General features: G+C 65.1%; 14 protein-coding genes and 1 tRNA gene. 6 read left to right on the top strand and 9 right to left on the bottom strand.

Going from position 1 to position 14199, the window contains the following annotated elements; genetic code table 11:
* Window positions 1–19: 19 nt before the first annotated feature.
* Window positions 20–1180 carry a vanadium-dependent haloperoxidase gene (locus NLM32_RS37840; protein WP_254133773.1) on the bottom strand — a complete coding sequence of 387 codons (1161 nt, stop codon included), beginning with the start codon at window positions 1178–1180 and terminating at the stop codon, window positions 20–22.
* Window positions 1181–1650: 470 nt separating this feature from the next.
* On the opposite strand from NLM32_RS37840, the gene NLM32_RS37835 reads away from it, so the two are divergent.
* Window positions 1651–1983: a GYD domain-containing protein gene (locus NLM32_RS37835; RefSeq protein WP_254133772.1), complete on the top strand. Its 333-nt coding sequence runs from the start codon at window positions 1651–1653 to the stop codon at window positions 1981–1983.
* Window positions 1984–2084: 101 nt separating this feature from the next.
* Here the strand turns inward: NLM32_RS37835 and NLM32_RS37830 are convergent, their stop codons facing one another.
* The 8 genes from NLM32_RS37830 to NLM32_RS37795 form a co-directional block, all read right to left on the bottom strand.
* Window positions 2085–3470, bottom strand: coding sequence for a sigma-54-dependent Fis family transcriptional regulator (locus tag NLM32_RS37830; protein ID WP_254133771.1), 1386 nt, complete (start codon window positions 3468–3470; stop codon window positions 2085–2087).
* Window positions 3471–3523: 53 nt separating this feature from the next.
* Window positions 3524–3874, bottom strand: coding sequence for a flagellar motor switch protein FliN (gene fliN / locus NLM32_RS37825; protein ID WP_254133770.1), 351 nt, complete (start codon window positions 3872–3874; stop codon window positions 3524–3526).
* Between the two features lie 3 nt (window positions 3875–3877).
* Window positions 3878–4498, bottom strand: coding sequence for a FliH/SctL family protein (locus NLM32_RS37820; protein ID WP_254133769.1), 621 nt, complete (start codon window positions 4496–4498; stop codon window positions 3878–3880).
* Window positions 4498–5589: a flagellar motor switch protein FliG gene (gene fliG, locus NLM32_RS37815; protein ID WP_254133768.1), complete on the bottom strand. Its 1092-nt coding sequence runs from the start codon at window positions 5587–5589 to the stop codon at window positions 4498–4500. Before fliG ends, NLM32_RS37820 begins: the two co-directional genes overlap by 1 nt.
* A 14-nt stretch (window positions 5590–5603) precedes the next feature.
* The gene (gene fliF, locus NLM32_RS37810; protein WP_254133767.1) at window positions 5604–7229 is read right to left on the bottom strand and encodes a flagellar basal-body MS-ring/collar protein FliF; all 1626 of its coding nucleotides are present in this window, start codon (window positions 7227–7229) and stop codon (window positions 5604–5606) included.
* Between the two features lie 188 nt (window positions 7230–7417).
* Window positions 7418–7693 (bottom strand): DUF1153 domain-containing protein, encoded by a 276-nt coding sequence (locus NLM32_RS37805; protein ID WP_002714638.1) that lies wholly within the window; start codon window positions 7691–7693, stop codon window positions 7418–7420.
* Between the two features lie 394 nt (window positions 7694–8087).
* Window positions 8088–8807: a flagellar hook assembly protein FlgD gene (locus NLM32_RS37800; protein WP_254133766.1), complete on the bottom strand. Its 720-nt coding sequence runs from the start codon at window positions 8805–8807 to the stop codon at window positions 8088–8090.
* A gap of 13 nt (window positions 8808–8820) precedes the next feature.
* A complete protein-coding gene (locus tag NLM32_RS37795) occupies window positions 8821–10449 on the bottom strand; it encodes a flagellar hook-length control protein FliK (RefSeq protein WP_254133765.1) in 1629 nt (542 codons plus the stop codon).
* A gap of 358 nt (window positions 10450–10807) precedes the next feature.
* Here NLM32_RS37795 and mnmA point away from each other — a divergent pair, with 358 nt between their 5' ends.
* The 5 genes from mnmA to NLM32_RS37770 all read left to right on the top strand — a co-directional run bounded on the left by mnmA (window position 10808) and on the right by NLM32_RS37770 (window position 14183).
* Complete coding sequence (mnmA, locus tag NLM32_RS37790) at window positions 10808–11992, top strand: tRNA 2-thiouridine(34) synthase MnmA (protein WP_254133764.1); 1185 nt, start codon at window positions 10808–10810, stop codon at window positions 11990–11992.
* A gap of 80 nt (window positions 11993–12072) precedes the next feature.
* Window positions 12073–12711, top strand: a complete 639-nt coding sequence (locus tag NLM32_RS37785; RefSeq protein ID WP_254133763.1) for a class I SAM-dependent methyltransferase — start codon at window positions 12073–12075, stop codon at window positions 12709–12711.
* Window positions 12712–12757: 46 nt separating this feature from the next.
* Entirely contained in the window at window positions 12758–13120 is a 363-nt protein-coding gene (locus tag NLM32_RS37780; RefSeq protein WP_254133762.1) for a hypothetical protein, read from the top strand.
* Between the two features lie 221 nt (window positions 13121–13341).
* Window positions 13342–13418 (top strand) — tRNA-Met (locus NLM32_RS37775).
* 405 nt (window positions 13419–13823) lie between these two features.
* Window positions 13824–14183: a hypothetical protein gene (locus tag NLM32_RS37770; protein WP_254133761.1), complete on the top strand. Its 360-nt coding sequence runs from the start codon at window positions 13824–13826 to the stop codon at window positions 14181–14183.
* The last annotated feature ends 16 nt before the right edge of the window (window positions 14184–14199 follow it).

The raw sequence follows: 14199 nt of genomic DNA, 5'->3' as shown, positions 1-14199 counted from the left end.
GGTCCCAAACGGCAATAGCCTAACGGTTCGGTTCCGCCATCGCTTCTACACCGCGAAACTGCGTCGCGACGGTCAACGCACCGATCTTCCGGCCCATGTCCTTGCCGACCTCGGTCGAGAACCGGTAGTGGAAGCCGGCCCAGATACGGGCGTTGGAGACTTCGTCGCTATAGTCCTGGAGCCGGGACCATTTGCGTGTGACGCCCGGTGCGGTGGGGCTGGTCAGCGAGAATTCGCCGAAATCCCCAACGACGGTCTGGAGCACGGTCGAGATCGCCGCCGACACGATGCAGTGAGCACAGGGGTATTCCGGGTGCATCGGCGTTTCCCCCAGCGGTAGCCAGGACGGATCGCGAGGCGTCGCCGCATTCGACGTCAGATCGGCGTTGCGGATGGCCGTGATCGGTCGCCAGAAATTGTAATGGTACTTCGCGTCAAATACGGCGACGATGGCATCGTTGCCCGCAATCGACGTCAGCGCGTACAGCCGGGCGCAGTCGACGAGATCCATGCCCTTGGCCATCGCCGCCTGCCTCACAATCGGATTGTAGGTGCGCGCGCCGACAAAGAACCAGAAGCGACCGATCGTCGTTTGCTCGGGGGTCCGGGTCGGGCTGCTTCGGCTACCGATCTCGCGGATCTCATTGACGTCCCGGGTCCAAACCTCTGAATCAAGAGCCGGCGGGGGCCCAGGGCGAAACTGCGATCCGGAGGCCATGACCCAGGGCGTCGTCGCACCCGTGGTTGTGAAACTCGGGATGGTGGTAGGGACGTAAGCACCCGGTGTCGTCAGCGGGCGGTAGGTTTCCGGAGCGGCGCTGCCGTCATTCGCGCGAAGCTCGACGATCTTCACTGCGGCCTCTCTTCCGAGCTCAATGCCGGCGATCTTGGAATCGCCGTCGGCAATGGGCGCCAGCGAGTTTGTCAACGTCGCATCCAGATCCGGCTTGAGGTCTGGATAGATCGACAGCAGCACGTCGTGAGCCGCAACTGCCGCCGCAGCTTCCCGCGACGTCGAACGGTCTGCGGGCAGGGAGACTTTGTAGGGCGCGTACCGGCGATCAATCGCGTTGACCGCCTCGAACATCGCGACGTGCATCATGGACAAGGCGCGGCTGTGCGGCGCTGGAGGAATTTGCTTCTCGGCAGCGATTGCGTCGGCCTTTGCATTCCAATCCATGATCACGTCGGCGCGCGCAAGCGGTGTCGAAGCTGCGATCAGTGTTACAATCAGCGATAAGCGGGAGATGGTCCACGACGCGTATTTCATGGCATGCCCTTTCGATTGAAGGACGTTTCGCGAGGCCGATGCGGCGCTGGCGGACTTCACATCGCGCTGCGCGAGGACTCTAGCTGTCTTGATCTGTTCTGCTTGTGAAATGCCTCACTCAGCGGCGGCGCGTGCATCGCGCAAGTTGTCGCGGCCGGCGGAATAGTCGAGGCTCGAATGGGTAGGCTTGGCTTACCGTTCGCGCTGCATTGTGGAGTCGGCTATAGTCGGCTCAAGCTGCCAGTTGGACGTGCCGAAGTCCGAAGCTGGATTTTTTTCAAGGCAGCTCGCATGCCGTCGGCAGGCAATGCCTCGCTCTCGTTTCAGAGCTTCTTTTCCGAGACTGCATTTTCGTTGCTGTAACCTCAACGGAGAGAAACATGCCGTTGTTCATCTCGTACGTCTCGTACTCAAATACCGGGATCAAGGGAATGATAGACAAGCCGATCGATCGCACGGCGGTCATCGGCGCGATGGTGGAAAAGGCCGGCGGAAGGCTCCAGGGAGCCTTCATGACCACCGGTCCACATGACGCGCTGCTCGTCACGGAATTTCCCGATGGAGCGGATGCCGTCGCCATTGCAATGGCCGCCGCTGCAAGCGGCGCCATTGCCAAGATCGAGACGGTGCGCGCCTGGAAGATGAGTGAATTTAAAGCTGTCGCGGAAAAGGCCGCGAAGCTTGCAAGTGTGTACGTACCGCCAGGCAAGTAATCTGACACGAGCGTAGTGGCCGCTTGGCCAAACACTCACGGTCGGGTCGTCCCGGCCGTGAGGCCCGGGGTCGGGCGTCACGAGACCGGCAAGCTGGTTGCCTACGCTCCCATCATCGGCATCCGCGGATACTCACCCGGCGTGCCGGCCGGCGTGATCGGGATGCCGCCGTCGGCGTATTCGTTGAGCTTGTTGCGCAGCGTGCGGATCGAGATGCCGAGGATGTTCGCGGCATGGGTCCGGTTGCCGAGGCAGTGCTTGAGCGTCTCCAGGATCAAATCGCGTTCGACGTCGGCGACGGTGCGGCCGACGAGGGCGCGCGTGACTTGCTCGGCAGCCATGGTGGCGTGCGCCACGGCCGGTGCCGTCTTGGCGAGGTCGAGGCGGTCGCCGTCCGGGGTCAGGATCGCGTCGGGCCCGATCTCGTCGCCCTGCGCCATCAGCACCGCGCGGTGCATGGTGTTCTCGAGCTCGCGGACGTTACCCTGCCAACGATTGGTGGAGAGCACGCGCTTGGCTTCGGCCGAGATGGGGCGCATCGGCACGCCATTGGCCTCGGCATATTTCTTCACGAAGTGCTGGGCGAGCTCCATGATGTCGGCGGGACGCTCGCGCAGCGGCGGGATCTTCAGATTCACGACGTTGAGGCGGAACAGCAGGTCCTCGCGGAACGTGCCTTCGCGCACGGCTTCCGCCAGGTTACGGTTCGAGGTCGCGATGATGCGGATATCGACCGGCACCGGCTTGGTGCCGCCGACGCGATCGATCACGCGCTCCTGGATGGCGCGGAGCAGCTTTGATTGCAGGCGGACGTCCATCTCGGAGATTTCGTCCAGCAGCAGCGTGCCGCCGGTCGCTTCCTCGAACTTGCCGATGCGGCGGGCGATCGCGCCGGTGAAGGCACCCTTCTCATGGCCGAACAGCTCGGATTCCAGGAGATGCTCGGGGATCGCGGCGCAGTTGATCGAGATGAACGGGCGCTTGGCGCGGGCCGAGCGGGTGTGGACGTAGCGCGCCAGAACTTCCTTGCCCGTGCCGGATTCGCCGGTGATCATCACCGAGGCGTCGGAGCCGGCGATCTGCTGGGCGAGCTTGATGACGCGCGCCATGGCTTCGTCGCGATAGACCAGCTCGCGGGAATCGTTGGCCACCGCGGCCAGCACCGCTGCGATCAGTTCCGGATCCGGCGGCAGCGGGATGTATTCCTTGGCCCCGGCGTGGATCGCGGCCACCGCGGCGCGGGCGTCGTTGGTGATGCCGCAGGCGACGATCGGGGCGTGGATGTGCTCGGCCTCGAGCCGCATCACGAGGTCGCGGATATCGAGGGCGACGTCGACCAGCAAGAGGTCGGCGCCCTTGCCGCCGCGCAGCACGCGCATCGCCTGCTCGTGATCCTCGGCGTGGGTCACGGTGGCGCCGTTCTCCATCGCGATCTTGGTGGCGGTGGTGAGCTGGCCCTTCAATGTGCCAACGATGAGAAGCCGCATGTCAGTCTCCTGTCCGTCTGTTCGCGCTGCCGCGCGTCATTCCCTGTTTGGCGCTAGCCGCGTTCAGTCCTGATGATTTCCGTCATGGTCACGCCGAGCTTGTCCTCGACCAGCACCACCTCGCCGCGGGCGACGAGCTTGTTGTTGACATAGATATCGATGGCCTCGCCGACGCGCCGGTCGAGCTCCAACACGGTGCCGGGCCCGAGCTTCAACAGCTCGCCGACGTCCATCTTGGAGCGGCCGAGCACGGCCGAGACCTGTACCGGCACGTCGAAGACGGCCTCGAGGTCGGCGGCGACGCGCGAGGCATATTCGTCCTCATTGTAGCTCACATCGGCGCCGGTCGGCGGCAATGGGCCGTTGAGGTCGGGCAGCGGGACCTGTCCGTCGTTGTCGCTCATGGCTTAATTCCCCCTGCGGGACGCGATATAGCGTCCGACCATGTCGTCGATCTTGGCCGCGATGGCGTGGCGCTCCAGTACGACGCCGCCATCGGCCCATTCGATCCGGCAGTCGCCGGTGGCAATTTCGGGTTCGGCCAGGATCACCAGCCGTCCTTCGAAGCCGCTCTGCTTGGCCAGCCGTTCGATCTTCTCGCGCGCGCTGTCGTAGAGCGCGTCGTTGATGCGAACGACGAGATGCGGCGTCGCGACCAGATGCGAGAAGCAGTCCTTGACCAGACCCATGATCTCGCCGAGCGGCTCGGCGGCGACCAGGTCGGCACACAGCTTTCGTGCGACCGCGACCGCGACGTCGACCGCCTCGGTCTCCATCTTGCTCTCGATGTTGCCGATCCCTGCGGCGATGCCCCGGATCGCGATGTTGATCTCTTCCATGGCGAGCGCGACGCGGCGGTCGCTCTCGGCCTTGGCCTCGCGCTGGCCCGCGGCAAAGCCGTCCTGATAAGCGCGCGCTTCGGCTTCCGCGACCTTCTGCGCGATCTCGGCCGCGGTCGCCGCCTTCTCGCGCGTCCGGTCGGGCGCGGCGAAGTCGGTGTCGAACAGGAATTTGGCCGGAGCGCCCATCAATACACCAGCTCGTCGTCAGCGCGGTTCTTGGTCAGCATGATCTCGCCCTTGGCGGCGAGGTCTTTTGCGAGGTTGACCAGCAGCGCCTGGGCCTCGTCGACGTCGCGCAGGCGCACCGGACCCATCGCCGCCATGTCGTCCTGCAACATCTTGGCCGCGCGCGAGGACATGTTGCCGAAGAAGAAGTTGCGGACATCCTCGTTGGCGCTCTTCAGCGCTACGCCGAGCTTGTCCTTGTCGACGTTGCGCATCAGGGTCTGGGCCGAGCCGGAATCGAGCTTCACGAGGTCGTCGAAGGTGAACATCAGCGCCTTGATGCGCTCGGCGGATTCGCGGTTCTCTTCTTCGAGCGAGGTGATGAAGCGGGTTTCGGTCTGGCGGTCGAAATTGTTGAAGATCTCCGCCATCACCTCGTGGGCATCGCGGCGGCGGGTCTGCGACAGGTTGGACATGAATTCGGTGCGCAGCGTCTTCTCCACGCTCTCGATCACCTCCTTCTGCACCGCTTCCATCTTCAGCATGCGGTTGACGACGTCGAGCGCGAGGTCCTCGGGGAAGATGCCGAGCACGCGCGCGGCGTGCTCAGGCTTCAGCTTCGACAACACCACCGCGATGGTCTGCGGATATTCGTTCTTGAGGTAGTTGGCGAGAACCTCTTCCTGCACGTTGGACAGCTTCTCCCACATGTTGCGGCCCGCGGGGCCGCGGATCTCGTCCATGATGCCGTTGACGCGCTCCGGCGCCAGATATTGCTGCAGCAGACGCTCGGTGGCGTCGAAATTGCCCATCAGCGCGCCGGAGGCCGACATGCGCGAGACGAATTCGAGCAGCATGTCCTCGACCGTGTCGACCTCGACGGTGCCGAGCGTCGACATTTCCAGCGAGAGCTGGCGCACCTCGTCGTCGTCGAGCAGCGACCAGATCTTGCCACCATATTGCTCGCCGAGCGCCAGCATCAGGATCGCGGCGCGCTTCGGTCCGGCCACCGCTTCGACCTTGGCGCCCGTGCGGCTGCCGGCGCGCTGGCCGAGCGTGGAGATCACACTGGTGATGTCGTTCGAGTTGGCGTTCTGCAGAGTGCCGGCCATGTCAGTTCACTCGATCATTTCGTGGGTTCGGTCAGCCATTGACGGATGATGGCGACGGTTTCGTTGGGATTGCGCTCGGCGAGCTCGCCGACGCGATGAACGGACTGGGCGTGGACCTGGCCCTGGATGGTGGCGACGTCGATGGCGCTGGCGGCGCCGCCCGGGATCAGGGCCTGGCCGCCGGAGCCTGCCGCCGCGGTCGCGCCCTCTTCGGACGCTGCGGGGCCGGTGAGGACGCCGGAGATGGCGGCGGCGACTTCGTCGGAGGCGAGGATGCGCTTCACCAGCGGACGGATCACCATGAACATCACGACCAGGCCGAGCAGCATCATCACGCCGAGCTCGACGAAGTACATGACGTCGTCCTTGGTGAACTGCAGCATGCCGAGGAAGCCGGAGGGCTCGGTGATCGGGGCGGTGGAGGGCGCGTCGGCAAAGCGCAGATTGACGACCTCGACCTGGTCGCCGCGCTTCTGGTCGAAGCCGATCGCCGAGCGCACCAGGGTGGCGATGCGGTCGAGCTGCTCCTTGCTGCGGTCGGTGTAGGCGAGCTCGCCCTTGTCGTTCTTGGCGTAGATGCCGTCGACCAGCACCGCGACCGAGATGCGGTTGACCCGGCCGGCCTCGGTCACTTCGGTCTTGGTGGTGCGGGAGATCTCGTAATTGTTGGTCTCTTCGGTCTTCTTGCTCTGGTCCTTCGCCGCCGGGCCGCTGTTCTGCTGCTGGCCGGGGAGCTCGTTGTTGACCGTGACCTGGCCGTTATTGTCGGCGGTCATGCTCTGCTCTTCGCGGGTCTGGCTCGAGCGCAGCACGCGGCCTTCGGGATCGAACTTGTCCGAGGTCTGGGTGATCTTGTTGAAGTCGAAATCGGCTGAGAGCTGGACGCGGGCGCGGCCCGAACCGACCACCGAGGAGACGATGTCCTCGACCTGCTTGCGCATCCGCTTCTCGAAGGCGGTGCGGCGCTCGTCGCCGAGCGCCTGCTCCGGATCGGTGGCGGCACCGTCGGCGAGCAGCTGGCCGGCTTCGTCGACGATCGAGACCCGTTGCGGCTTCAACCCGTTGACGGCGGACGCGACGAGGTGGCGGATCGCGCGGATCTGCTGGGCTTCGAGCGAGCCGCGGACCCGGACCACGATCGAGGCCGACGGCTCCGGCGCCTCGCGCGCGAACAGCGGACGCTCGGGCAGCACGAGGTGGACGCGGGCGGCCTGAATCCGGTCGATGGCGCGGATGGTACGGGCGAGCTCGCCCTCCAGCGCACGCAAGTGATTGATATTCTGGACGAAAGAGGTGGTGCCGAGCGCGTCCGATTTGTCGAACACTTCGTAGCCGATGCCGCCGCCCTTGGGCAGGCCGCCCTCGGCGAGCTTCATGCGGAGCCGGGTGACCTTGTCCTTGGGCACCATGATGATGGTGCCTTCATTGCGCAGCTCGAACTGGATGCCCTGGCGTTCCAGGTCCTTGATAATGCTGGAAGAATCTTCAACCGAGAGGTCGGTGAACAGGGTCGTCATCTGGGGCGTGGTGACGCGCATGATGACGAAGGCAAAGAAGCCGATGAGCGCGGCGGTGACCGCGATCATCGCCCCGAAGCGGGCGGCGCCGATACCTTTTAAGAAGTCCGCAAGACCTTGCAAGCAACCGCCCCGAAGCTTCGACCCGCAACTGAGCGGTCGAGTGGGCAATTATTGCCTAGGTGATGGTTTCGATATGGTTAACGAAGGTTAAGAGCTCGGACAAAAGTAGCGCCAAAACGAAACATGAAAAAAATCGGCCTCGCAGAGCGGGGCCGATTTTCATCAAAAGCAGCAGATTTCCGGATCGCTTACTGGCGATATTGCTGAATGCGGGTGGTGCGAAGACCCGCCAGACCATGCTGGTCGATGGAAAACTGCCAGGAGAGGAATTCGTCGACCGTCAGGGTGTACCGGCTGCAGGCTTCCTCGAGCGAGAGAAGTCCGCCGCGCACAGCAGCGACGACTTCGGCCTTGCGGCGGATGACCCAGCGTTTGGTGCCGGGTGCGGGCAGATCTGCGATCGTCAGCGGACTGCCGTCCGGCCCGATGACGTATTTTACCCTCGGGCGATGGGGTTCTGTCATGGCGTACTCACAAACTCTCAACCACTGAACTCACTTCACAACCCTACGCACGCGGGCTTAAAAATCCGCTAAGCCTAAGGCTTCAATACAATTCTCCTTGAAACTTGCGGGAACACGACCGGCCCGGCGGGCTGAAAGCGCGATTTCAGCGGGCGGAGCGGGGGTCTTCGTAAATACTTTACTAACGAACGAGGCCCGCAGTGATGCTTGCCGGGGCCTTTGAATGTCGTCCCGGCGAACGCCGGGACCCATATCGCGTGATCTATCGATGACACGCAGGTGGCAGTACCAAGACAGAATTCCTAACCACCGGTCTTCGCCAAACTGCTCCCTGTGGCTATGGATCCCGGCTTTCGCCGGGATGACACCGTATGCGTAGCGTCAGCGCGCCGCCTTAGCTGCCGGAGCTGCTGCTGCTCGCCACCACGCTCTTCACCTGGCTCAGCGTGTAGCTGTTGCCGTCGATGGTGAGCAGCGGCGGCGACTGGGTCAGGTCGACGGAGCTCACCGTGCCCTGCACCTGCGCGGCGACGCCGACATTGTTGCCCGCGGCGTCCTTGCCGGTCGCCGTGATCGTGTATTTGCCGTCGGGCCATTGCGTGCCGTCATTGCCCTGGCCGTTCCAGGTGAAGGGAATGTCGCTGCCGGCGCCGGCGGTGTATTGGCCGCTGAACACGGTCTGTCCGGTGGAATTGGCGATAGAGATATTGACCGTCGCGCTGGAGGGCACGTTGAGGTGCCAGGTCGCCGACGACTGCGACATGGTCGCGGTGGTGCCGTCGACCACGGCGGTCTTGCCGACGTAATCCAGCGCCTGGGTCGCCTGCGTGGTCTGCTGCAGGGTGACGAGCTGCGACAGCGAGTCGTTGGTCTTGAGCTGTTGCTCGACGCCGGCGAACTGCACCAGCTGCTGGGTGAACTGGTTGGTGTCGAGCGGATCGAGCGGGTTCTGGTTCTGCAGCTGCGTGGTCAGCAGCGTCAAAAAGGTCTGGAAGTTGCCGGCGAGCGTCGCGCCCGTGGACGAGCCCAGGCTCGAGCTCGACGAGGACGATGACGACGTCTGCGTGGTGCCGGAGACGACTGACGGCGCGGTGGCGGCATTCGTGGTGGTCATTGGCGAATACTCCTCACACTCTGATATCGACGCCGCTGCTCGATCCGAGCATGCGGCCATAGCTGCGGCTGACGGGGGCGCTCGCGGCCTGGTCATCCTCGCTGATGATCAGGCGGCGGGAATTGTTACCATTGTCGTTGTTCTGGCCGGAGTTCTGTCCCGATGAATTCTGGTCGCGCAGGCTGAAGGAGAGCCCGTTGCCGCCGGTCTTGAGGCCGGCATCGTCGAGCGCGCGTTGCAATTGCGGTGCGTCCTGACGCAGCATCTGCAGCGTCTCCGGCTTTTCGACGGTGAGATGCGAGGTGACCTGGCCGTTGCGGTCGACATTGATGCGGACGTCGATGCGGCCGAGATCGCCCGGATCGAGGCTGATGTCGAAGCGCGTCTTACCGGCGCGCGCGGCGGCCGCGATCTCGACCGGGATGCCGCTGATCGGCACCGCGGTCGGATTAGCTGCGGTCGCGGTCAGCGTTGCGGTGGAGGCGGTGGCCGTGGACGTCGTATTGGTCAGCGGCGCCTGCACGGCGTTGGCCGCTTGCGTGCTGGCGTCGGTTGTCGCGCTAGCTGCGGCTTGCGTGTCGGCATGCGCGTGCGTGGTCGGCGCGGCCGGCGTCGCATCGGCGGTGCGATTAGTCGCGTCAGCCTTCGCATCGGCGGCAGCCGCGTCAGCTTGCGGCTTGGCGGCCTGCGGATGCGCGGCGGCGTTGGCCGTCGTCGCGGTCGCGGGATTTTGTGCGGTGGCCGCGGTCTGCGCGGTCTTGCCCGCGTCCTGGCCGATGTTGGAGACGTCGGTCTGGCCCTGCGCGGTCGCGGCGGCCTTGAACGAGGTCTTTGGCGTGCCCGGATCGACGGCGATCACCTGCGCGGCGTTCGCGGTGACATCGGTTGCGGTCGCATCCGTGGTCGCCGCGTCGGCCACCGCGACCTTCGCGTCGGTGGTCTTGGCATCGCCGGTCTTCGCGGTCTTGCCGGTCGCGTCGGTCTTGGCGCCGGCGATCTGCGCTGCGGTCGAGGCGCTGGCGGCGATGCCGGCGGCTGCGATCGTCAGCGGCGAGGAGGCGGTGTTGGCGGCCTGGTTGGCCGCCGCGTTCGGATCGACCGGCACCACGGGCGCGGCGACGGGGACGGCGGTCGGATCGGGCGTCGCTACCGGCGCTGCGGCGGCTTGTGCCGCGGCAGAGGCGTCGACTGCGGCGGCGAGGCCGTCGGTGGTGGCGTCGGTCTTGTCGCTCTTGCCGTCCTTGGAGTCCTGCGACTTGTCGCTCGCCTTGGTGGAAGAGGTGTCGCTCTTGTCCTTGGTCTTGTCGGGAGCCTTGGTCGGATCGGTCGTCGTGTCGCTCGCCGCCTGCGTCGAGGAATCCGTGCTGTCGCTCGCCTTGCTCTGCGAGGACTGATCGGTCGAGGACGAGTCGCGCGTGCTGCGGTCGGACGAGGAGGACGACGACGACGAGTCGGTCCGCCGCGGCCCGGTGTCCTGGCTCGAGGACGAGGCGCTGTTGCTGATGGCCTGGGTGTTGCTGTCGACCAGCGACCCGAAGGAGTCGCTCGGCGTGGTGTCCTTGGTGCTCTGCGACCGGGCAGGCTTTTGTTGCGCGCTGGAGACCTGCGCGCTTGCCGCTACGTCTGACGTGACACCAACCACAGGCGACCCCTTGAAAACATCTTCGGACCAGGAGGTCAGCAAGGAGCGGGCCAATCCCTTGAATTGCCGTTTTATCTATTGATATCAATATCTTGTCGAATCGGGGTGGCCGCAGCCGGCTCCCCGAAAACCCCGTCATTTCTGCCGCCCCGGCAAGAATTGCCCTAAGCTTGCGGCGGCCGCGATTGCTTCACCGGAATGCCGCCTATATTAAAGGGTGCTCTCAGCCGCTTTCGACCGGGCCAGCCAGTGCCCTTCGGGAACCCAGGTTCCCGGGGACCGCCGGTGTCCCGGTCCAAGAGACCGGGACACCGCATCAGCAATCGCGGATCGCCGCCGTTACAATCGCTTAAGGCCCATGCTCAACAGTCTGGATCTCGAAGGCCGTCCTGAGGACACCAGGGTCGTCGTTGCCATGTCGGGCGGCGTCGATTCCTCGACGACAGCTGCGCTGTTGAAGGCCGAGGGCTACGACGTCGTCGGCATCACGCTGCAGCTCTACGATCATGGCGCGGCGACCCACCGCAAGGGCGCCTGCTGCGCCGGCCAGGACATCCACGACGCCCGTGACGTCGCGGCCAAGCTTGGCATTCCCCATTACGTGCTCGACTACGAGGACCGTTTCCGCGAGTCCGTCATCGACAATTTCGCCGACAGCTACGCGCTCGGCGAGACGCCGGTGCCGTGCATCGAGTGCAACCGCTCCGTCAAATTCCGCGACCTGCTGAAGACCGCGCGCGAGCTCGGCGCGCAGGCGCTCGCCACCGGCCACTACGTCGCCTCGCGCCGTCGCGACGACGGTTCGCGTGCGCTGGTCTGCGCGGCCGACAGCGACCGCGATCAGAGCTATTTCCTGTTCGCGACCACGCAGTCACAGCTCGACTTCCTGCGCTTCCCGCTCGGCGACATGACCAAGCCCGAGACGCGCGAGCTTGCGCGCCGCTTTGGTCTCTCCGTCGCCGACAAGCACGACAGCCAGGACATCTGCTTCGTGCCGACGGGCCGCTACACCGACATCATCACCCGGCTGCGTCCGAATGCGATGGACCCCGGCGACATCGTCGATCTCGATGGCCGCGTGCTCGGCCAGCATCACGGCATCGCCAATTTCACCATCGGCCAGCGCCGCGGCCTTGGCATCGCGGCCGCCGCGCCACTGTATGTGGTGCGGCTCGAGGCCGCCAACCGCCGCGTCGTCGTCGGCCCGCGCGATGCGCTGAAGATGCACCGCATCACCTTGCGCGACGTCAACTGGATCGGCGGCGGCGACATCGACCGCGCGATCGGTTCTGGCCTCGAGCTGTTCGTCCGCGTGCGCTCGACCCGCGCGCCGCAGCCGGCTTGGCTGCGCGGCGCGAACGGCCATTACGAGGTCGAGCTCGTCGCCGGCGAAGAGGGCGTCTCGCCGGGACAAGCCTGCGTGTTCTACGACGCGCCCGGTGGGCAGGCACGCGTGCTCGGCGGCGGCTTCATCCAGAGCGCCGCGGCGAAGGCAGCGACGAGCAGCACGGCGAGGCCGCTCGCTGAGGCGGTTCGCGGCTAAGCGCATGATCCGGAAAAGTGTGAAGCGGTTTTCCGACCAGATCATGCGCAAGACAAAAAGCTAATACCGGGGCAGGGGGCATGGCAGCAGATATCTCGCGGGCCGGGGTCGAGAAGGCCTATGGCCGCTGGGCGCCGGTCTACGATCTCGTGTTCGGCAAGGTGTTCGATGCCGGCCGGCAGTCGACCATCGCCGAGGCCGATCGCATTGGCGGCCGCATCCTCGACGTCGGTGTCGGCACCGGGCTTTCGCTCTCCGATTATTCGCGCACCACAAAAATCTGCGGCGTCGATATTTCCGAGCCGATGCTGCGCAAGGCGCAACAACGCGTGCGCGCGCTCCGCTTGAGCAACGTCGAAGTGCTCTCGGTGATGGATGCGAAGAACCTGGCGTTCCCCGACGCCGCCTTCGATGCGGTGGTCGCGCAATATGTCATCACCGCCGTGCCCGATCCCGAAGGCACGCTCGACGAATTCGTGCGCGTGCTCAAGCCCGGCGGCGAGCTGATCCTGGTCAACCACATCGGCGCCGAAAAAGGTTTTCGCAAACTCTCCGAGCTCGCGTTTGCGCCGCTCGCCCGCCGCCTCGGCTGGCGCCCGGAATTCCCGTGGCAGCGCCTGGTGAACTGGGCCTCGAAGCACGGCGGCGTCACGCTGGCCGAGCGCCGCCCGATGCCGCCGATGGGCCACTTTTCGCTGATCCGCTACCACAAATCGTAATGTTCAGAGGCTGGAACATCGGGGCCGACCCGGGCGTTTCCTCCTCATGCGCACGACATCAAACATCATCCTTGCGGGCCTCGTGATCGCAGCCTCTGGCGCCGCGATCGCGCAGGCCCCGCCCGCCCCGGCGACGCCGCCGCAAGCGACCGCGCCGCCATCCCCGACGCACACGGCGAACTGCGTGCCGCAGGACCGCCCGAATCGCGCCGCCGCGCCCGACGGCACCACCACCGGCCAGGCCCGGGAACCGCTCGGCGACAAGCTGGCGAAATCCGACGGCGTGCTCTGCCCGCCCTCCGGCGTCGACCCCGACATGCACGCCCCCGCACCGAGCACGGATGGGGCCATGCCCGTGATCCCGCCTCCCGGCAGCCCTGGCGGGGACCCAACGGTCCGGCCGAAATAGCGAATCTCGCTGCACCCTTCCTTCGCCTCTCCCCCGTCGGGGAGAGGCCGGAATCCGCGCCCAAGCGCGGATTCCGGGTGAGGGGACTCTCCGCGAGTCCACGCCGGAAGCGGTCGATTCCGGCGCCAAAATCAGGCGCACTTAGCTTGACTTCCCGCCGCCCCCTTCCTTATATGCCGCGCGTTCGCGAGATCGGCGGTATCAGCCGTTCGCGACCCTGTGGCGGGGTAGCTCAGCTGGTTAGAGCACGGGAATCATAATCCTGGGGTCGGGGGTTCGAGTCCCTCTCCCGCTACCAAACGCTTCCCCGCACGCCTTTGACGCGGTTGGGAAAAGCTCTTCCCCAGCAGAGCGTTTAACCGGCCTGCTATCTCCACGGTCACACCACCCAAGCGCCCGGAAGACGGTGACCGTCTCGACCAGATCTCTCATGGCTTCGGCGGCTTCGCCGTCGCGGCACTGACACCCTTTGCGAGGTCTCTTCAAGCCGGCCGAGTTGTGCCTCATATCGCTTGAGGATGGCCGGATGCGGCGCGACTTCCGTTGCGGTTGGAAATGCGGGCGACGTCCCGCAGCAAGCGGGATGCTAACGCGTGGCAGGCAGTTCCGGAATTAACGCGCCGCGGGGACATCAAGCTTAATCCGCGACTTCGATTGCACCGGGGCGACAGTGCGATAGCGTCTCTGCACCGGACATTGCCCTTTGGTCCGGGTCCCCAGTGGCGAAGCCGTCGCGCCAATATACTCGGCGCGTCGGCTTCGTTTGGCTGTAGAACAGTGGCGCGAGCTTTATTTGATCAAGCAGTCAGACCGCGAGAACATCGATCTCATTGAGATGCGTCGGCAGCTCACGGCCCTACGCTCGCAACACTCGGACGACCTTCTCGTCGCATCGATATTGAACCGCTTCATCGTGAAGGTCGCATTCCTCTCGGAGCCGACAGACGCGAAGCACGAACAGCTTCTCCGGTCCGAATTTTTGGAAACGTTGGAGAAGGTGCAGGCGATCACCTCGCATAAGGCAACGGCGCAGGGTTCAGCGGTCACGAAGCCGTTGAAGTAACCGTAACGACCATATC

Source organism: Bradyrhizobium sp. CCGUVB14 (assembly GCF_024199935.1).
GTDB lineage: Bacteria > Pseudomonadota > Alphaproteobacteria > Rhizobiales > Xanthobacteraceae > Bradyrhizobium.
Note: the sequence above shows the minus strand (reverse complement) of the source record. Positions and strands in the feature narration are given on the sequence as shown.